The sequence below is a fragment of the Brevibacillus sp. AY1 genome (assembly GCF_029870785.1).
Lineage (GTDB): Bacteria > Bacillota > Bacilli > Brevibacillales > Brevibacillaceae > Brevibacillus > Brevibacillus invocatus.
This window is the reverse complement of the sequence record NZ_JAFLPN010000001.1, coordinates 454,986-474,947: the sequence shown is the minus strand read 5'-3', so window position 1 is coordinate 474,947 and position 19,962 is coordinate 454,986. Positions and strand designations below refer to the sequence as shown.

21 protein-coding genes and 1 other annotated feature are annotated in these 19,962 nt (G+C 48.8%); of the genes, 6 read left to right on the top strand and 15 right to left on the bottom strand.

Annotated elements, in window-relative coordinates; all coding sequences use genetic code 11:
• The first annotated feature begins 88 nt into the window (after positions 1-88).
• The 6 genes from JZI27_RS02495 (at position 89) to JZI27_RS02470 (ending at position 5,181) form a co-directional block, all read left to right on the top strand.
• Positions 89-1,006: a hypothetical protein gene (locus JZI27_RS02495; RefSeq protein ID WP_251242870.1), complete on the top strand. Its 918-nt coding sequence runs from the start codon at positions 89-91 to the stop codon at positions 1,004-1,006.
• A gap of 99 nt (positions 1,007-1,105) precedes the next feature.
• Entirely contained in the window at positions 1,106-1,312 is a 207-nt protein-coding gene (locus tag JZI27_RS02490; RefSeq protein ID WP_031305339.1) for a ferredoxin, read from the top strand.
• 320 nt (positions 1,313-1,632) lie between these two features.
• Positions 1,633-1,876, top strand: a binding site (T-box leader).
• Positions 1,877-2,209: 333 nt separating this feature from the next.
• Positions 2,210-3,793, top strand: a complete 1,584-nt coding sequence (serA, locus tag JZI27_RS02485; protein ID WP_122908351.1) for a phosphoglycerate dehydrogenase — start codon at positions 2,210-2,212, stop codon at positions 3,791-3,793.
• Positions 3,794-4,028: 235 nt separating this feature from the next.
• A complete protein-coding gene (locus JZI27_RS02480) occupies positions 4,029-4,364 on the top strand; it encodes a GNAT family N-acetyltransferase (protein ID WP_280206651.1) in 336 nt (111 codons plus the stop codon).
• Positions 4,365-4,394: 30 nt separating this feature from the next.
• Positions 4,395-4,811: a hypothetical protein gene (locus JZI27_RS02475; RefSeq protein ID WP_280206649.1), complete on the top strand. Its 417-nt coding sequence runs from the start codon at positions 4,395-4,397 to the stop codon at positions 4,809-4,811.
• A 34-nt stretch (positions 4,812-4,845) separates the two neighbouring features.
• A complete protein-coding gene (locus tag JZI27_RS02470; RefSeq protein WP_122908353.1) occupies positions 4,846-5,181 on the top strand; it encodes a DUF3626 domain-containing protein in 336 nt (111 codons plus the stop codon).
• Here the strand turns inward: JZI27_RS02470 and JZI27_RS02465 are convergent.
• From JZI27_RS02465 to lysA, 15 genes are all read right to left on the bottom strand, one after another.
• Positions 5,167-6,300 (bottom strand): HAD family hydrolase, encoded by a 1,134-nt coding sequence (locus JZI27_RS02465; RefSeq protein ID WP_280206647.1) that lies wholly within the window; start codon positions 6,298-6,300, stop codon positions 5,167-5,169. The two genes, JZI27_RS02470 and JZI27_RS02465, sit on opposite strands and share 15 nt — an antisense overlap.
• Before the next feature lie 15 nt (positions 6,301-6,315).
• On the bottom strand, positions 6,316-8,115 hold the full coding sequence (locus tag JZI27_RS02460; protein WP_280206645.1) for an ATP-binding protein: 1,800 nt from the start codon (positions 8,113-8,115) through the stop codon (positions 6,316-6,318).
• A 1-nt stretch (position 8,116) separates the two neighbouring features.
• On the bottom strand, positions 8,117-8,833 hold the full coding sequence (locus JZI27_RS02455) for a response regulator transcription factor (RefSeq protein WP_122908356.1): 717 nt from the start codon (positions 8,831-8,833) through the stop codon (positions 8,117-8,119).
• Positions 8,834-8,920: 87 nt separating this feature from the next.
• Positions 8,921-10,150: a cytochrome c biogenesis protein CcsA gene (gene ccsA / locus JZI27_RS02450; protein ID WP_280206642.1), complete on the bottom strand. Its 1,230-nt coding sequence runs from the start codon at positions 10,148-10,150 to the stop codon at positions 8,921-8,923.
• 23 nt (positions 10,151-10,173) lie between these two features.
• The gene (gene resB, locus JZI27_RS02445) at positions 10,174-11,802 is read right to left on the bottom strand and encodes a cytochrome c biogenesis protein ResB (RefSeq protein ID WP_251242877.1); all 1,629 of its coding nucleotides are present in this window, start codon (positions 11,800-11,802) and stop codon (positions 10,174-10,176) included.
• A 12-nt stretch (positions 11,803-11,814) separates the two neighbouring features.
• Positions 11,815-12,339, bottom strand: coding sequence for a thiol-disulfide oxidoreductase ResA (resA, locus tag JZI27_RS02440; RefSeq protein WP_251242878.1), 525 nt, complete (start codon positions 12,337-12,339; stop codon positions 11,815-11,817).
• A gap of 113 nt (positions 12,340-12,452) precedes the next feature.
• Entirely contained in the window at positions 12,453-13,196 is a 744-nt protein-coding gene (locus JZI27_RS02435; RefSeq protein WP_251242879.1) for a pseudouridine synthase, read from the bottom strand.
• A 107-nt stretch (positions 13,197-13,303) separates the two neighbouring features.
• Positions 13,304-13,837: a spore maturation protein gene (locus JZI27_RS02430; RefSeq protein WP_251242880.1), complete on the bottom strand. Its 534-nt coding sequence runs from the start codon at positions 13,835-13,837 to the stop codon at positions 13,304-13,306.
• A 12-nt stretch (positions 13,838-13,849) separates the two neighbouring features.
• On the bottom strand, positions 13,850-14,440 hold the full coding sequence (locus JZI27_RS02425; RefSeq protein WP_122908362.1) for a nucleoside recognition domain-containing protein: 591 nt from the start codon (positions 14,438-14,440) through the stop codon (positions 13,850-13,852).
• On the bottom strand, positions 14,433-15,608 hold the full coding sequence (locus JZI27_RS02420; RefSeq protein ID WP_251242881.1) for a D-alanyl-D-alanine carboxypeptidase family protein: 1,176 nt from the start codon (positions 15,606-15,608) through the stop codon (positions 14,433-14,435). The genes JZI27_RS02425 and JZI27_RS02420 overlap by 8 nt, the downstream gene beginning before the upstream one ends.
• Positions 15,609-15,704: 96 nt before the next feature.
• Positions 15,705-16,289, bottom strand: coding sequence for an SMC-Scp complex subunit ScpB (scpB, locus tag JZI27_RS02415; protein WP_122908364.1), 585 nt, complete (start codon positions 16,287-16,289; stop codon positions 15,705-15,707).
• Positions 16,279-17,049 carry a segregation and condensation protein A gene (locus tag JZI27_RS02410; protein ID WP_251242882.1) on the bottom strand — a complete coding sequence of 257 codons (771 nt, stop codon included), beginning with the start codon at positions 17,047-17,049 and terminating at the stop codon, positions 16,279-16,281. Before JZI27_RS02410 ends, scpB begins: the two co-directional genes overlap by 11 nt.
• Before the next feature lie 19 nt (positions 17,050-17,068).
• Positions 17,069-17,737: a site-2 protease family protein gene (locus JZI27_RS02405; RefSeq protein WP_251242883.1), complete on the bottom strand. Its 669-nt coding sequence runs from the start codon at positions 17,735-17,737 to the stop codon at positions 17,069-17,071.
• 159 nt (positions 17,738-17,896) lie between these two features.
• Complete coding sequence (locus JZI27_RS02400) at positions 17,897-18,325, bottom strand: peptidylprolyl isomerase (protein ID WP_251242884.1); 429 nt, start codon at positions 18,323-18,325, stop codon at positions 17,897-17,899.
• Positions 18,326-18,472: 147 nt separating this feature from the next.
• A complete protein-coding gene (gene lysA / locus JZI27_RS02395) occupies positions 18,473-19,795 on the bottom strand; it encodes a diaminopimelate decarboxylase (RefSeq protein ID WP_122908368.1) in 1,323 nt (440 codons plus the stop codon).
• Positions 19,796-19,962: the final 167 nt, after the last annotated feature.

Sequence of the window (19,962 nt, the reverse complement as noted above, 5' to 3'; positions counted from 1 at the left end):
GCGATCAGCGCCTACTTAGCTATACTCTTGATAGCATGCATGGACAAAGATCGACAATTATTCGCTGTAATGTGGCTGGAGGATTTCTATGACAAAACGATTAAAAAAAACAGAATTTATGATGGCGTATATGATCATCATAACACTTGCATGTACCATTGGTGGATTTTTTTTCGGTGCCCACTATATGAAGTCAAAAATGGAAGCTGCACAAGTAGCCGAGCTGGAGGCTAAAGCACAAGAGGCAGAAAAGGAACGTCTGTTGCGGGAGCAAAAACTTTACAGCGAGCAGGACTTCATCCGTTTTTACTACGCCGTTTACGCTCCCGTACTGGATTTGAAAAAAGCGCATTTCGACTCGATGGAGCAATGGGATCAGCTGGAGAAGAAAGCGCAAGAACAAGCTCTCAAGCAGTTGAGCAAGACGGCAGAGGGTACATTAAAAGCCGTAGAAAAAGGCTTGCCTATTCCTGGATCTCCTCTGCTGCTTGAAGCACAAAGCCAGTTCAAGGACAGTGTGCGGGCTTATTTGGATAGTATGGAGCAAGTCAGATCTGATCAGAATAGTAATGCCTTAACGCCTGGAGATATTTCCGCTCGTATGACACCTTTCCACAACAGCTGGTTGAAGGCTCAGGAATTGGTTTACCAATCGTTTGCTACATGGGAGTCTGCTTACGTCCTGCGTCAGCCGCTGCCACAGGCCTTACCAGAAAAAATCACGGTAGAACAGTGGAAGTCATATCCTTTTCACTATAGGACTTATGTGACAGCCGTAACGATGTCCAAGGAACACCAATGGAAGGCGTTCAACCCTGAAGATTTGACTGCTCGCCTCGATAGCTTGCTTTCTTCAGGTGATACCACCTCCTTGGGAATTCAAGATGTAAACGGTGCCGTCCGGTTGTTGTACGCAACCGATGCGACCCATCCAGGGGATTTTAAACAATTGCAAGCCCGTATGTACACGGAATTGAAAACTCCTGAAGTACCTCTTTTTAAGTAGAGTACATTTTTAGATTGATTCAATCTTGAAATCTTTCCAACAAGAGCATACAATGTGAATGATAGTGGACGTACCACTGGTATGGGAGGTGAAACCACGATGACAACATGGGTTGATAAAGATACTTGTATTGCATGCGGCGCTTGTGGCGCGACGGCTCCTGACGTATTCGATTACGACGATGAGGGCCTGGCATTCAACAAACTGGATGACAATGCGAACTCCGTTGAAATCCCGGATATTCTTCAAGACGATGTACGTGACGCGGCTGAAGGATGCCCAACTGACTCCATCAAAGTTGAATAGTTGTCAACTTACCCAACGCCTCTCAAGCCTTTGCGCCTGAGAGGTTTTCCTTTGCCCTCCCCTGCTTGCAATTCGAATTCAAAGAGGTATAATAAGCAAAAACCGAACATTCTATTTCGTTTTTTTCGTTTTTTAGTTGATCAATCTCTTAATGTTCGTGTTTTAGTGCTTTTTCGGATTCTCTCTATATAAAATACCCCTCTATTCACGAACGATAGATTACTTTTTTTTGACAATGTTCATTTTTTCGCTTTTTTATGCTTGACGTCCTTGGATGGCTCGTGTTATCGTAAGGTCACATCAAACGAAACATCCATAAACAAACAACGATGACGAAGATACGCTGTGTCTTGGAAACCCTCAGAGAGCCGATGGTAGCTGCGAATCGGCGGTTCCACACACAGATAAGCACTTTAGAGTTGTTGCGCTGAACCGATTTTTCAATCCAGTAGGCGCGAACGGTAGATCCGTTATCTCTACAGGTCACGTACCTGGCAAGGCTCTTCTTTGAGAAAAGAAGGGCGAATGAGGGTGGCACCGCGAAGCAAGCCTCTCGTCCCTCACTGTTCTGTAATAGGAGCAGTGTGAGAACGGGAGGTTTTTTTATATTTATACTCTTTGACCATGACCTGAAAGGAGAGACAGTCAGTTATCAGACCATCCGATTATCAAACACCAAAACTGGGCATGATCTACCCAGCCGCTAATAGCTGTCGTCCTCATTTACGGTCGCACAAATGCCTTTTGTAAGCCTCATCGATTTGATGGATTCCAAACGGCAACGGTCTTATGGGTATCCCAGAATCACCCGAAATTCTTTTAAACTTTATCAAGTACACTGTCTTTCCTCTCTATCAGGGAAAGGCGTTCAAGATTACCAGGAGGTGCACATCGCACATGTATAAAGTTCTTATTACTGATCCACTTAGCGAATTTGGTATCCAACAGCTGCTAGATGCTTCTGACGTTGAAGTCGTACGCAAAGCGAATCTCTCCCCTTCTGATCTTCTCGACATTATCGGGGATTATGATGCCTTGCTGGTTCGCAGCCAGACTCAGGTAACAGCGGACGTATTCGCAGCTGGAAAAAACCTGAAGGCCGTTGGACGCGCCGGAGTTGGCGTAGACAACATCGACATTAACGCTGCTACCCAGGCTGGGGTTCCTGTCATCAATGCTCCGGACGGTAACACCATCTCCACTGCTGAGCATTCCTTCGCGATGCTGATGGCTGTGGCACGTAACATTCCTCAAGCACACAAAAAACTGACAGACGGCAATTGGGATCGCAAAAGCTTCCAAGGTGTTGAGTTGAACAAAAAAGTATTGGGTGTTATCGGAATGGGCCGTATCGGTACTGAAGTAGCCAAACGTGCGAAAGCTTTCGGCATGACCGTACTCGGCTACGATCCTTTCCTGACCGAAGAACGCGCACAAAAGCTGGGTGTTACCAATGCATCCGTAGATGATATTTGCCGTCAAGCTGACTTCATCACCGTTCATACACCGCTGACCAAAGAAACTCGCCATATCATCAGCTCTCGTGAATTTGCCAAAATGAAAGATGGCGTTCGCCTGATCAACTGCGCGCGCGGCGGAATCATCGATGAGAAAGCCCTGTATGAAGCGATCATGACGGGCAAAGTTGCAGGTGTGGCCCTTGACGTGTATGAAGAAGAACCACCAGTGGACAACCCGCTGATCGGCCTTCCACAAGTCATCAGCACTCCTCACCTGGGTGCATCTACTGTAGAAGCGCAAGAAAACGTAGCTGTTGACGTATCGGAAGAAATCCTGAAGGTGCTGCGTGGACAACCATTCAAAAATGCTGTGAACCTGCCTTCCATTCCGGCTGACGTGATGGAAAAAGTACAGCCTTACTTCACACTAGGAGAAAAACTTGGGCATTTCCTGGCTCAAGTAACGGTTGGTTCCATTTCCGAGATCGAGATCAAATACAGCGGCGAGCTCACTGATGTCGATACATCGCCTTTGACTCGTACGGTATTAAAAGGCGTACTCTCCTTCCGTCTGGGTGAAGAAGTAAACTACGTCAATGCACCAATCCTGGCAAAAGCTCGTGACATCACCGTAACCGAGCGCAAGGCTACACAAAACCGCGGGTTCACCAACCTCTTGACCGTGTCGCTGAAAACCTCCCAGGAAACTCGTACGGTCGCTGGAACTCGTTTGAATGGGTATGGAGCTCGCATCGTGAAGATTGACGATTACGCGATCGACGTGGCTCCAGAGGGCTACCTCCTCTATGTTCACCACAACGATCGTCCAGGTGTTATTGGCCGTGTAGGCTCTATCCTGGGAACGAACGATGTCAACATCGCGACCATGCAGGTAGGACGACGCGATATCGGGGGCGACGCAATCATGATGCTGTCTGTAGATAAGCCTCTGACCGCCGAGCTCTTGGATACAATGGGTGAATTGCCTGAAGTAAAAAGTGTAACGCAAATTGAACTGTAAAAATAAATGCCATGCATGACTCCAAGGATCCGGTCTTCTACCGGGTCCTCTTTTTTTATTGGTTGATTCTTCCTCTATGGCGTGTTTATATAATAAGAGAAAAAAAGGAAGTCACTCATGTGATACGCATCATCGACGCACATAACCCGGAAACAGCTCTCAAGATATTCTCCGCATCCAAATCCCTGCTTACCAAATCGAAGCAGCCTTGATTGACTTTGATGGAATCCCGCCTTTGAAAGATACGGTAGACAGCATACAGCAGACCAATGAGGTTTTTTTGGGGTACTATCACGACGAAGTATTAGCCGGCTTTCTCTCCTATGAGCTGGAGGAGCATACTTACTCGATTTGCCGCTTGGTCGTACACCCCATTCATTTTCGAAAAGGCATTGCCAAAGCCTTGCTTGAGTATTTTCTGAACCATGTCGGTCAAAACAGGCACATTCAGGTTAGTACAGGCGCTAAGAATGTGCCAGCATTACGCCTCTACAAGCAGTTTGAATTTAAGGAAGTAAAGGACATCGAGATCGCACCAGACGTGTATCTCACTTTACTGGAGAAAAAGTAGCCTTACATAAAAGCAGGAGGAAAATACCACATGCTTCGAAAGCTTGTCTTTGCACTCATCACCCTCTGCTGTTTTGCATTCCTGCTTGGCGCATGGTGGTACAACGACCGTCCTGCCTTTTTGTACCCTCCCCTCCAATTTCAAACAGTAGAAAAGAAAGTCGTGGTTTCTCAGTTGAAACAAGCAGATAACCAGCTCATCATGCTAGGACCAGATGAAAATTCGCAGTATATCTGGGGTGGCGCAAAGACCGGAAGCAACGCTGCGGAACAGCTGAAATCCATTTTAAAGGATGCAGGCTGGTCGTTCCACGAGCAGGAGGGTGCAGGCTATTTCTTTCAGAAAGGTTCAGAAAAAATCGTGATCACCTCGCAAATGTGGTCTCGTGACTTCGTCTTGTTCAAGATTCCTTCATCGCTTGATGCCATATTTACTCACACTGAATGAAAATGCCCTTTTGAAACAAAAGGAGGACTTTCATATGTCATCAAGATTAACAAGGTCTCAATTATTAGCATTGGAGCATATTACAAACTACGCAAAAAAATACAAAGAGGAGGCGCAGCAAACTATTCGTCATGTCCTGGGAATGTCGAATATTTCGCGCCAAACCTATGACGTGGCAATAATCAAAGTAAAGTCGCATGCTAGAATCGCGCTGCATTTTCACCCTGATCGACCTGATCCAAATATGGTATGCGTCGCTGAAGCACTCCTTGAGATATGGAAAACCACTTCGAGATGTAAAAGGTTAAGAATGCCAAAAACTCCGCCTTCCTTCACGGAACGACGGAGTTTTTTATTACAGAATCGTTAAGATCCCGCGAACATCATCAAAAATATAGTCAGCCTTCACTTCTTCAAATTTCGCGCGCGCCTCCTGGCCAGACAAACCCGTCAAGGTAGCAGCAAATTTGCAGCCAATCGACTTTGCCGCCAGAAAATCTGCTAACGAGTCACCGACGATCAGGACTTCGTCGCCATTGGCAATAGGCAAGGAGAAGTTGACCGCTTCCCGATTCGGGGTAGATAGGCCAAGCAATCCTTTTACATAAGAGATGGGGTGTGGCTTCGACATGGGCGCAAGTTCCGGGAACTCCTCTTCTACCTCCAGCACATGAGATGCTGTCACGATACGGTCAGGATCGAACCATTCCAGAATATTGAGTTCGCTGAGCGGCACACGAGTTTCGAGGGAAGGCCGTCCTGTCCCGATACCGAGGGTGTATCCCTTCTCCTTCAAGGTCCTAAAGAGATCGATCATCTCTGCAGGTGGGACGATCGGAATTTCATCAGTTAAGAACCCTTTTTTCCCCGTCTGTGCGGTCTTACGGCCGATGGATGACGGGACGCGTTCATCTCCCAAATACCACTCCTGGAATGTTTCCTGGCAGAGCTCCCACAGCTCGCTGCTTCGGGAAAACATCTCGGTCTTCACACCGCAGCGCTCCCATGCAATCTGGTTCAGGTACAAGAGCATGTCTGCTTTTTGCGCCGTTCCTTTGGCGAAATCAGCTGTGAATGCAGCATAGTCTACCTGAAAATCTGGAGCTTCTGCGCAAGCCCACTCACGCAACTGATCTACTTGTACGCGGTTGATCTGGTTGGTCAACAGATCAGTCGCTTCAGCACCCAGCTTTGCTTTCAATGCTTCAACCAAGCGAATAATCTGGTAGGAAAAGGTGAGATATACCATATCCCAGTTGGAGTTGATTCCACGGGATTTGATCAGGTCCAACACCACATCGCGATCAAAAACGCTCTCGCGTACCGCCCTGATCTGTGTCTCCCCCGGGGATGGCGTGAACGCATCCCCCTTCAGACCCAGATATTGCGGACTGTGCACCAACTCCCAGACCGTCAATGCAGAAGCATCAAAATATCGCTCTTCGCTCAGCATTACCCCATCCACATCAAAAAGAATTGTCTTGATCATTTTCTCTCTACACTCCTAGGCGTTTTTCGTCTCAACCGGAATCGTTATGGTAAACGTCGTTCCCTCTCCAAGTCTGCTTTGCACGCTGATCGTACCGCCATGCGCATCGATGATGTTTTTCGCTATGGCGAGTCCAAGGCCAGTTCCCCCTGCACGACCACGTGTACGCGCTTTGTCCGCTTTATAAAAGCGCTCAAACACGAATGGCAGGTCCTCTTGCGGGATACCGCTTCCTGTGTCGCTCACTTCCAAGCACAATGCATGCTCCCCATACGCACGGATGGATACACTGCCATGACTCGGTGTATGGCGCAAAGCATTGTCGATCAGGTTGGTCAATACTTGTTCCATCCGATCCGGATCTATTTCTGCCAGCTCGATTGTGGTAGACAGATCCATATCGAGTTGAATATCCTGCTCCCTGGCCAAGCTGAGAAACTTGCGGTGAATCCGCTCCAGATACGGCTTGAGCTGCACATTTTCCTTGAACAGCTCTACGTGACCTGCTTCCATGCGGGCCAGACTGAGCAATTCGTTAACAAGCTTAGTCATCCGTACCGATTCGTCATAAATGATCTGTGCAAGCTCTTTGTGCTCTTCAGGTGTAGACGCCATATCGTCTACGATCGCTTCGCTATAGCCCTGCAGCATGGACAAAGGGGTACGCAGCTCGTGTGAGACGTTGGCTACAAAATCGTTGCGCATCTTGTCCAGCTTTCTCTCGTGTGTAATGTCACGAATGACCACAACCGCTCCACGAATCTGTTCTCGATCCATCAAAGGAACCATGACGAGCGACCAGATGCGCCCTTGCACCGGGATATCTTCTGCCATCTCATATCCGCCACGCACCACTTGCTGGAAGTAGCCATTGAGCGGGAATGGTTCTTCAGGATGCTCATATTTCCAATCGCGCAGGAAATGTTCAGCAGGTGGGTTGGTGACTACGATTTTTCCATCTGCATCAATCATGACTACCCCGTCCACCATGCTTCGCAGAACACTAGACAGCTGTTCTTTTTCCTTGGACAAGGCGTCAACGAGTTGATTGAGTCTGGAGGCCATCGAGTTCAAGGAAGCAGCCAATTCTCCAATCTCGTCTGTGGTACGAATCGGAATCTCGGCATGGAAATCCCCTTCCGCAATCCGATGTGCTGTCTCCTGCATTTGCCGAAGTGGGGATGTAATCCGCGATGATAAGAAGAACGCAAAAAATGTAGTCGCCGTAAACGCGATTACACCCACGACCAAGATAAGGAGTCTCACCTCAGTCAATGTGTCGTCGAAATCTTCTATCGTCTGATACATCACGACGGCACCTTTATGCCCAATCGAGATTTCCAGCGGTACTGCAATTGCCAGGATCGGTACAGATCCATTGCGCGAGGGTGAATTCACCTGTTCCGTACCATCGAAGCTTAAAAGAAGGCGCTGCGCTTTCGGATGCTTTCCTTCCAGAGCTTCCGTCAGCTTCAAACTCTTTTCTGCCAGCAATTGATCGATCGGAATTTCCGGCAAGGAACGGCCTTCACTTTTACCCACTACGGCCCGATTCTCATCCACAACAACCAACCCCGTGTGATGAACTAATCCAAATCGGGCTGCTAGCTCCAATGCACTCTGCTTGTCCTCACTTTGGGCCAATCCTTCAGTCAAACCTTCTGCCAGCTCTTGCAGGTTTGCCGTTTGCCGATTGTGGTAGAAATTATCAAAGGATTGGACCAGCAAGAGACTAAATACCGTTAAGACCAAAGCAAAAAGGGCGATGATCGTCATCCACAATTTGCCGACTACACTACGAAAAATAACGTCCACTTTACTTCGGCACCTCTAATTTATAACCGACACCCCAAACAGTGGCAATCATGGCAGCTGCCTGCGGCGAGACTCGATTTAATTTTTCACGCAAGCGTTTGATATGTGTATCCACTGTACGCAAATCACCGAAAAATTCATAGTGCCATACATCCTTCAACAGTTCCTCACGCGTAAACACCTTGTCAGGCGATTGGGCGAGGTAGTGCAGAAGCTCGTATTCCTTTGGTGTCAGACTCACCTCTTGACCACTGGCAATCACCTTATGCGCATCGTGGTCAATCGTCAGTTCAGGAAAGACGAGAATAGAATGGCTGTTGACGGTTTCCGTCTTCAGATATGCAGTCGCAGAAGATCTGCGTAAGATAGCTTTGACGCGATAGACCACTTCTCGTGGACTGAATGGTTTTACGACATAATCGTCCACTCCCGCTTCAAAACCGTGGACGCGATTTGTCTCCTCGCCCTTGGCTGTCAGCATGACGATTGGTGTAGCTTTAAATTCGCGAATGCGCTGGCAAACTTCAATACCATCCATGCCAGGAAGCATGAGGTCAAGCAAAATGATGTCATAGTCGCTGCCGATTGCCATTTCAACGGCTTGTTCGCCATTGTCGGCTTCATCGATCAGAAAATCTTCTCTTTCCAGATACATCTTTAACAACCGACGAATCCGTTCCTCGTCATCCACAACAAGAATACGTGCCTTCATTTCCATTATCAACACCTCTTGTCTTTCTTCATTCTATGAAAGGCGATAAATAGCCCAAAAAGCTGGCGCAAGACCAGCTTTTTTTCATTTCTATTACACTCCCGCATAAGAGTGCAAACCAGCGATGACCAAGTTAACCACAACCAATGTGATTAAAATGATAACAAATCCGATCACGGACATCCATGCTGATTTTGCACCGATCCAGCCCCGTGACAAACGCAGGTGCAGGTAAGCACTGTAGAAGAGCCAGACGATCAATGCCCAAACTTCTTTCGGATCCCAGCCCCAGAAGCGGCCCCATGCCTCGTGCGCCCAAATCATGGCGAAGATTAGCGCCCCCAGCGTAAAGACTGGATACCCGATACTGATGGCACGGTAGCTGATCTCATCTACCAGATCCGGATCAATTCCATCGAGTGATGGCTGGATCGCAGCCGCCAGTCTCTTGCGGAAAATGAGACGAAGTCCTCCATACAAGACGACACCAGAAATGACAGACCAAATCATCGTATTCAGCTTCCTGGCGGCATCTTTTCCTTCCATCCACTCAGGTGCTGTAAACCAAGGAGACATCGGACCCTCTTTCATGATGGTAGAGTTGGCCGGTGCCACAATCGCTGGCAACGTGTACTCGACCTTTTGCGGACTCGCCTGTCCGGTTGGTGTGGTGCTTGGCTGAGTCATTTCGAAAACCGTTTTTTGATCCATTCTTGCAAACGTCGATTCCATCGCGATAAATCCAACGAGCATCAGGACGACAGCGAGTACGATTTCCAGCCATCTGGTGCTTTTAGTAGCTACTTTTTGGGGAATCGTCAATATCAGATACATCAGTCCAGCTGCAAAACCTACTGCCAAGATCCCTTCTCCCAAAGCCGCTGTGGTCACATGGATATGCAACCAATAGCTCTGGAGCGATGGAATTAGCGGTGTAATCTCTTTGGGAAAAACATAGGAGTAGGCTAGCATGATGACACCGAGCGGCAGCACGAACGCCCCGATCACGGTAAGTTTGTAAATCCGGTAAATAATCAGATACGCTAAGATAATACAGTAGTCCAGGAATGCCATGAACTCAAACATGTTGCTGGTCGGACTATGGCCCCCCGCGATCCAGCGTGTAATCACATAACCGGTTTGTGCGATAAAGCCAATAACGGCCATCCAATAGGCAATTCGACCAAACTTCATTTCATGTTGCTTGGGGTCGCGCCCCGCCCAGTTCTTTCCCGTCATCGCGACGATAAATACTACGGACGAGAGCACGTACAGAATAAACGCAATGTCTAACAACCAATCACTAACCTGGTAAAGCGGCACGTTGGGTCTCCCTCCTTGAAGCGTTATACCTTCGATTTATCTTCCAGAGTCACCGACAGGTTCGTCTGTTGTACCATTCCTTCTACTTCTTTTCGCAGTCCAAACCAGTTTTTATTGGTATGTCCAGCGATGAGCATATTGCCATCCTGGAACTGAATCCAGATCCGGCGGTGCTGCCAGAAGAAGCCCATCACAACTCCGATCATGAAGATAAACGACCCAACCCAGACCAAAGGTAAAGCTTTGTCTGTGCGCACATTCAAGCCCGTAATATCAATCAGATCAGGCATGCTAATCTTCAGACCAAATTGCGCATCGTTCTTTTGTGTGAGGATCGATCCCTCGAGGTAAACGACCTTCTCATTGATCGCATCCCGCTCAGAGACAATTTCCATCGCAAACATCGGGTTCTTTGGCAAATTGGTCTGCGTAATCGGCTTCCCGTCTTTTCCCATCGCAAAGTCCGGGAAATAATCGAGAACACGAACCTTATAGCCTTCCGCTACTTGTATGTCTCTTTCCGGGTTGTAGAGATCCAGCTTGATTGGCCCGATCTCTTTGTTGCCGTTTTTCACATCAAGCAACGTAAAGTTGAGTGCTCCCAGCTGCATTTCTTGAAAACCAGACTGGTAGAGATAGATACTCTCGTGCTTCATCGGATGATTGACGATGATCGGGCCGCTTTTTACTTCGACCAGGTCAGGCTTTGCGCCCGGAATATCTGCGTTGCGATTCAGGTACAGAATAGCATCTGTCTGGTAGCTTTTCGCAATCGCCCCGCCATTCAAATCCAGCTTCTGCGGCATTTCCTCTTCCGTGTAATACTCCGTCTTATAGGCAACGTTCTTCACGTAGTACGGGGTTTCCGGAATCGGTACAGTCTCTCCTTCGCGCACCCATACATACTCGTCCAAATGGAAGCCGGGCAGGCTGCGCATCAACACCCCGATCAGGAAGAGAATCAACCCGATGTGGTTAATGTATGGTCCCCAGCGACTGAATCGACCTTTTTCGGCAAGCAAGGCGCGATCTGTCTGGAAAAGATAGTAGCCTTTTTTCTTCAAGGCTTGAGCCGTTTGTTCCAGAAGCTCCTGTTCACTCCGGTCCGCAGGCTTTGGTGCCTCAGCGTAGAGCTTTTGACCTTTCAGGAAGGATTTGTGCTGGTTCAGCCTCGGCTTATTCAGTGCCTTGTACAAAGGAATGACCCTGTCCAAGCTACAGATAATCAAAGATGTTCCCAGCATCACCAGCAGGGTGACGAACCACCAGGAGGAATACATGTTGTGCATGCCCAGCTGGTAGTAGATGGTTCCCAAAACCCCGTATGTATCCGTGTAGAACCGCTCTACGTCCAACTCTGTTGGCACAGGTACAGGTATGAATTGTTGCTGCGGAAAAATCGTTCCGAGTCCTGATGCGACCAGAATGACGACAATGATCCAAATCGCAATCTTTACGGAAGAAAAAGTGTTCCATACTCGGTCTACGATCCGGGTCGTGTACGTCTGGGAACGACGTGCCATTCCTTCGTAGCGCATATCCGGGAACTCTTTTTGCTCTACCAATTCAATGTCCAACGGTTTACCGCAAGATTCGCAGAGCAGCGTTCCTACTGGATTGGTATGTCCACATTCACATTTTCGCTGATCCATATCGATCCTCACTTACGGTAAGATTTTCTCTACTTTGGATGCAATCATGGCTTCATTCAATTGACCGATGAAAATTTCCTCTACTTTTCCCTCTGGAGAGATGAAAAAGGTCGTTGGAATGGGTCCGATGCGATAAAGCTTGGTGATTTGCGATTTGCGGTCCAAAAGGATGGGAAAGTCGATCCCAAATTGATTGATGAACGGTTCGATTGTAATGGGTGATTCACCGATATTTACACCAACTACAACCAATCCTTTGTCTTTGTACGTTTCGTATTTCTTTTGCAAAGCAGGCATTTCTGCTTTACAGGGCTCACACCAGGTGCCCCAGAAGTTCAACACGACGCCTTTGCCCTTCAAGTCATCGAGAGCGAGTTCCGATCCGTGCAACTGCTCCAGACTAAAGTTGGGAGCAGTACTTCCTACTTTCACGGCATTCGGGTCCTTGACAAAACTGGAGTAAAGCGCAAAAACAAGCGCCACCAGTAAAAGTCCCAAAATGGCAACTCGGACGTAAATGCGATTTTTTTTGTTCATTACCCGTACTCCCATCTCCGACATCTTAATATTAAAACGCTTTCCTATCTATTATAGCGTTGCTTGTATTTGTACTGCGCATAACTTATGAACAGATTTTGAACGAATCCACCTTAACGCGACCTTGGCCTCCGATTTTGCACCAAGCCCTTCTTCAGCCTCTCTACCTCGTCACTCGTCAAGGGACGGAATTGGCCCTGGGACAAGCCCTCCAACGTAAGAAAGCCCAATCGTATCCGCTCTAATGCGAGAACGGGATGTCCGATCGCGGCGCACATGCGTCTTACCTGTCTGTTTCGCCCTTCGTGAATCATGATCTCGAGCAGCGCCTTTTCATTTCCTGTCGATTTTTTCACCATTCTCGCTTCTCCAGGGGCGGTCATGCCATCTTCCAGCATGATCCCATTTGCCAGCTTGGCCAGCTTGTCCGGGGCAGGAACTCCTTTTACCCAAGCCCGATAGACCTTGTCTATTTCATAGCTGGGATGTGCTAGCTTGTTCGCGAGCTCACCATCATTTGTGAGCAGCAGCAAGCCTGAAGTATTGAAATCAAGCCTGCCAACCGGGTACACGCGCTCTTTTAGTCCCTTCAGCAGGTCTGTCACGACACGTCTTCCACGAGGATCCGAGACACTGGTAATGACCCCGGTGGGCTTATTGAGCATCAGATAAACATGCTGCTCCAAGCGAATAGGTCGGCCACTCACAACAATGCGGTCTTGACCGGGATCAACCCGAGTTCCCAGCTCACGAACCACCTGGCCATTCACCTGCACTTTGCCTTGCACGATTAATTCTTCACAATGGCGTCGAGAGGCGACTCCGGCATGTGCCAATACTTTTTGTAAACGTTCCATTCTTGGTTCACCTCTACAACATCATACCCATTCTTACCAGTGTGGACAACAAAAAGGGAAAAACTTCCCCTTCCACGGAAGTTTTTCCCTGAGTATTCCATTCCCCTTCACGAGAAGACCAGATAGACGACGAGCAGTGAGAAAATGACCCCGGCCAGATCCGACCACAGCCCTACCTTTAGCGCATACGAGGAATTGCGAATTCCGACAGCTCCGAAGTAGACAGTCAGCACGTACAAGGTCGTATCCGTACTGCCTTGCATGGTAGCTGCCAACCTACCTATAAAGGAATCTGGACCGTATTGGGCGATCAAGTCTGTCGCTATGGCTAACGAGCCAGTCCCAGTCAATGGTCGCAGGAGTGCTAATGGCACCAGCTCCTCTGGAAAATGCAAAAAGTCCAACGCTGGCTTGATCAAGCCCAGCAGTAAATCCAGTGCTCCCGACTCGCGAAACATCGACACTGCCACCATCATCGCGATTAGATGAGGCAAGATGCGTATCGTCGTACCGAGGCCGCCTTTCGCCCCCTCTACAAAGGTTTCATAGACAGGCACCTTTTTTCTCCACCCGTAGAGCAGGACAAACGCAATCATCACCGGAATGGCCCATAGTGAGAGCAGGGATACCCATTGATACATCTGGTTCCCTCCTTATCTGATGCTTCTGATCGCACGATATCGATACCAGCGGTCGATCAGAATAGCCACAATCGTCGCAGCGAAGGATGAGAGCAGTGTCGTTCCCACGATGTCAACGGGATTGACTGATCCGTACTGCATGCGGATTGCAATCATAGTAGTAGGAATCAGGGTAATGCTTGCGGTGTTGATCGCGAGCAGCGTGCACATCGCGGGCGAGGCTTGCTGTTTGTTGGGATTGAGCTTTTGCAGCTCTTCCATTGCCTTCAGTCCCATCGGTGTCGCTGCATTTCCTAGCCCCAGCAGATTCGCACTCATGTTGGACAGAATGTATGCCATAGCCGGGTGCCCTTTCGGAATATCGGGAAAAAGAAGCGAGATCACGGGTGACAGCGCGCGGGCAACTAGCTCCATCAACCCCGCTTTCTCCGCGATCCGCATGATCCCCATCCAAAAGGCCAGCACACTAAGAAGTCCAAAGCATACGGTGACTCCGGTCTTTGCTCCAGCAAACGCTGCCTGGTTTACGACCTCCATCCGTCCTGTAATGGCTGCGACGACTATACTGCTGACAATGAGCGCAAGCCAGATAATGTTAAGCACGGAACAGCCCCCCCGCTACCAGATTCCAGAACTGCTGCCAAAAGGTCGGAGCTACAGCCATTTGCTGATGTACCCAAGTCGGTGTGTCTACTTGCACTTTCAACGGGACTTGCCCAATCATTTGATCCTTCAAATGAAATTGTAAAAAGCCGATCAGCTGACCATTCATTTTATCCGTGATGACCGACTCACTCATCACCACTCGTTTTTGCACATCATCTTCCTCGTCTGCCTGCAAGGGATAGGTGAATGCATTGGTGGTGACGAGATGGGTACCTTCTTCGACCTTCACGAAGGATTCAGGCTGTATGCTTTGTCCCAGGCTGACGAGCTGTTTCGTGGAGAAATGCTGAAAGCCCCAATCCAGCATTTTTGCCGAGTCATTCCAGTCATCAGATGCATTTAAGGTAATCGTTGCCAACTGTCTGCCATCACGAGTAGCAGAAGCAGCCAGACATCGCTTTGCCAGCTTTGTGTACCCGGTTTTTACGCCATCTGCGCCATTGTACAGATGAAGCATTTTGTTTTTGTTGAGAAGGCGTCTATCGTACTCCTCGCCCTCCCAGGAGATGTCTTTTACCTTGGTGGAAACGATCTGACGAAATGTCGGATTGCGCAATGCGTAGGCAGACAGCTTAGCCATGTCTTCCGCTGTAGAGTAATGCATGTTGCTGTCATCCAATCCGTGGGGGTTGTTAAAATTGGTGTGTGTCATTCCAATCAAGGCCGCTTTTTCGTTCATCATATAGACAAAGCCCGGTACCGAGCCTCCCACATGAGTGGCGACCGTCACTGCAGCGTCATTACCAGAGCGAAGCATCAAGCCGTACAATAATTCCTCCAAGGTAAGCTTCTCATTCTTTTTCAGATAGATTGAGGATCCTTCCACACCTACGGCTTCAGGAGGAACCGTTACTTGATCCTTGAGTTGTCCATTTTCAATCGCTACAATCGCCGTCATGGTTTTGGTCAAGCTGGCAATCCGCATTTTTTTGGAGCCGTTCTTGGAGTAGAGGATTCGTCCACTGGCGACGTCAATCAATGCAGCTCCTTCAGCTGACAAGCCCGGTGGCCCTGCACTTGCTGCAGCGTCCTGCACCGGCATCCAAACAAGCTGTATAAAAAGAAAAACGACGAGTACGCCGCACCAACTTTTCCGCACTCTCATCCACACCCTCCCATTCCAAAAGTACAGGTAACAAAGGTTTGTACCATGTATATGGGGACGAGTCGTGTGATAGTACGAAAAACTGTGCACGAGCGTCTAGTCGTTCTTGGTTTCTTCTGCTTTTCCGAACAAGGCGGATGCTTCCAGGCGCGCTTCTTCAATATCCAGATTGACAGGCGGTGGCGGCAAATCCGTGAGTTCCCGCAAGCCGAAATGTTCGAGAAAGTCCTTCGTCGTCGCATAGAGGATAGGGCGTCCAATCCCCTCTGCTCTGCCCGCTTCCTTGATTAGTTGCTTGGACAACAGGGTGTTGAGCGCCTTTTCGCATTTCACACCGCGAATTTCCTCAATCTCCGAGCGAGTGAGTGGCTGCTTGTAGGCAATGATTGCGAGTGTTTCCAGTGCTGCTTGGGACAAGGTGGATTGACTGGGAGAACTGGCAAGCCGCTCAAAGTATTCGGCGTGTTCAGGGAGGGTCGTCAACTGATAGGCTCTAGCCACTTCCACGATTTGAATCCCTCTGCCAGCTCGGCGAAAATCTGCTTTCATGTCCTCGATCAGGTCGACGATTTCATCTTCAGATACTTGGGTGATATCACTTATCTCCCTGGCATCGATGCCTTCGTCGCCCGAGATGAACAACAAGCCCTCAATGACGCCTTTCAGCTTGTCATAGTCCATCAGTGGGGACCCCTTTCGTATCGTTTTCACAAATCATGATATCTTGAAACAGTTGATTTTGGATGCATTGGACCTGCTTGGACTTCATCAGCTCCAGCAAAGCGAGAAAGGTCGTAACGATCTCTGAGCGTGTCACTCCCTTGGAGAACAGCTGAGAAAAGCGAACCATACCGCCACCAACCTGTACAAGCTGACGAATTTCCTTCATTCGATCCTTGATCGAAACCTCGTCCCTGGATACCTTTGTGAGCGGCTGTTCTTTATCCTTCACCTTTTTTACCAGCTTTTCCAAGGCTTGAATCAGATCGTAGAGCGTTACATCCTTGATCGTGTTTTCCTCTTCGCGGATATAAGGCGTCAGATTCTCTGCGGGACGTGTAAACACCTGACTACGCCCACTCTCCATCTCTCTTAGCTGTTCAGCAAGCATTTTGTAGCGCTTGTACTCCAGAAGACGCTGGACCAATTCTTCTCGTGGATCGATCTCTTCCACGTCCATATCGAGGTAAGGCTGAAAGACCTGCTCCTCTTTTTTGGGCAGGAGCATCTTGCTTTTGATAGCCAATAGCGTTGCCGCCATGACTACAAATTCGCTGGCTACATCCAGTTGCATCTGGTGCATCGTGTCAATCGTAGCCAGATATTGCTCCGTGATTTCAGCAATGGGGATGTCATAGATGTCTACTTCTGCCTTGTCGATCAGATGGAGCAGCAGGTCGAGCGGCCCCTCAAAGGAGTCCAGTTTGATACTGTATGCCAAGATTACTCCCTCGTTTCTGCTATAAGAAAGGTCTGAGAATGGAAATCGCGATCTCTTGCACCCAGTTGATCACGAGTGACATCGGAATTCCGAAGATAACGGAACGAACACCAGGGATAAAGATCAAGAGCAACAAAATCCATGGTCCGTAGATTTCAAAGTTGTAATAAAACCTGTCCCAGCCTCGGGGTGAGAGAAAGCGAAGAATCTTGTAGCCATCCAGCGGTGGTACTGGCAACAGGTTGAACACGAAGAGTGCCGAGTTGATAATCACACTGTATTCCAAAGTTAGCTTGATCGCATATACCCATTTGTCACTGGTGTCTGAGAGCATACCCGCCTGCAGCACGTACAAATAGATAACGGCAAAAAAGACTCCGAGTATCAAGTTGACCAATGGTCCTGCACCTGCGACATAGACCATGCCCAAGCGCTTGTTTCCACGAAATTGAAGCGGATTGACCGGCACCGGCTTGGCCCAACCGAACGGTCCGAACAAGATCAGGATCAACCCGAACGGATCAATATGAGGGATCGGATTGACTGTCAATCTCCCCTCGTCTTTAGCCGTGCTGTCACCCAGCTTCCAGGCAACAAAAGCATGGGCATATTCATGCAAAGTGAAGGCAATGACGAACGCAATCAAGCGAAACGGCACTGTCTCCCAATCGAAGTGAAAAAGATCCATTGGCTCCTCCTCTAAAAATCGTCTACTTTCTAGCATATCAGCATGCAGATGAGCTTACAAGCATCAAGCCAAGGAAGGTTGGCCTCTACTCTCATGCTGGATGGGACAAAAAAACACTGGCGACTTTGCACGTCACCAGTGTTTCTCCCAAGTCAACGATTAAGATACAACGACCTTGCTCATTTTGTCGCCTTGTTTGATCGCATCCACGTGCTCCATGCCAGAAGTCACACGGCCGAACACTGTATGTACACCGTCGAGGTGCGGGAAGGAATCGTAGCAGATGAAAAACTGGCTTCCACCTGTATCTTTTCCTGCGTGTGCCATCGAAAGAGCACCGCGGAGATGCTTGTGTGGGTTGCCTTTTGTCTCACATTTGATCGTGTAGCCAGGGCCACCTGTACCAGTTCCATGCGGGCATCCGCCTTGTGCTACGAAGCCAGGAATCACGCGGTGGAAAGACAAGCCGTTGTAGAAGCCTTCGCTCGCCAATTTTTCAAAGTTTCCTACCGTACCAGGAGCTTCCTGATCGAACAACTCAATTTCGATTTGGTTGCCATTCTCCATAGTGATTTGCGCTTTTTTCATATGTAAGCCTCCAGACCTGATAAAGTTAACCATCCTATTCTACCATGCATGCAAGTCGTTCGTCCAATTGTTGGGCTGGATAACTGCGAAGCAAATCAAAAAGGTGCCCGGAGCCGATTTCTCTCGGGCTTCATAGGCACCTCTTTATTAGCGTTGCAGCTGCGCACGTTGTGGCAGCAGGTCGTGGCTGACCACGTCTTTAAAGGATTCTCTTTGGACAACCAGCTCTGCTTCACCGTCTTTGACGAATACAACAGCTGGGCGAGCAATACGGTTGTAGTTGTTGGACATCGAGTAGCCGTAAGCGCCTGTACTCGTCACAGCCAGAATATCGCCTGCTTCTGCCTTTGCAAGCTGAACATCCCAGATCAGCATGTCGCCAGACTCGCAGCATTTTCCAGCGATCGAAACCGTCTCGTTTGCCGGTTCATTCATTTTGTTTGCAATAGCCGCTTCATATTCAGCTTGATAGAGGGCAGGACGCAGGTTGTCCGTCATTCCGCCATCTACTGCGACGTATTTGCGCACGTTTGGAATATCCTTTTGTGATCCAATCTTGTACAAGGTTGTTCCCGCATCTCCGACAATACTGCGGCCTGGCTCGATCCACAGCTCAGGCAATGGCAATTGTCTTGCGGTCAGCTCTTCACGAACCGTATCTGTGATCGCTTTGATATAGGTCGCTGCAGCCAGTGGGGTGTCCGACTCGACATAACGAATGCCGAAGCCTCCACCCACATTCAACACCTCGGAGATAAAACCGTGCTTTTCTTTTGCCTCTCCCAAAAGCTCGATCAAGCGCTTGATAGCGACGATAAAGCCTTCTGCTTCGAAAATCTGCGAACCGATATGACTGTGTACACCCAGCAGATGCAGATGGCTGCTTTCGTGCGAGAATCGAATCGCCTCAATCGCTTGACCGTTTTGCACGTCGAAGCCGAATTTGGAATCGACTTGTCCAGTCGAAATATACTCATGCGTATGCGCTTCAACCCCCGGAGTTACACGCAGCAAGACACTGATTTTTTCATCGCGCTCGCGAGCCAGCTCGTCTAGCGTGTACAGCTCATAGAAGTTGTCTACCACGAAGCAGCCGATCTTGGCATCCAAGGCCATATTGATTTCCTCAAGGGACTTGTTGTTCCCGTGAAAATGGATTCGTTCCACCGGAAAACCTGCTTGTAATGCGGTATACAGCTCTCCACCTGATACGACATCTAAAGACAGGCCCTCTTCTTCGACCAGCTTGCACATCGCCATCGTACAAAACGCCTTGCTGGCATAGGCCACCTGAAAGGCAAATCCTGATTGGCGGAATGCATCGACATAAGCACGGCACTTGCTACGAATCAAAGCTTCATCATACACGTAAAGTGGCGTACCGTATGTAGCTGCCAGCTGTGTCGCATCGCATCCCCCAATTTCCAAATTCCCTAGCTCATTCACTCGACTTGTCCCGTGTAAGTACATCTTCCTGCTTCCCCCAGTCCTTTGGTCAAACCGTACCAAATCTCCGTCTATCTGCATCTCTTCTATATTAGAACGACAACCGACTAGAAAACTTGGCTCCGCCAGGTCGGCGGAGCCTTCATTGAACTCTCGGATAATCAAACAGCAGGCAAGTGGCTGCATTTGCT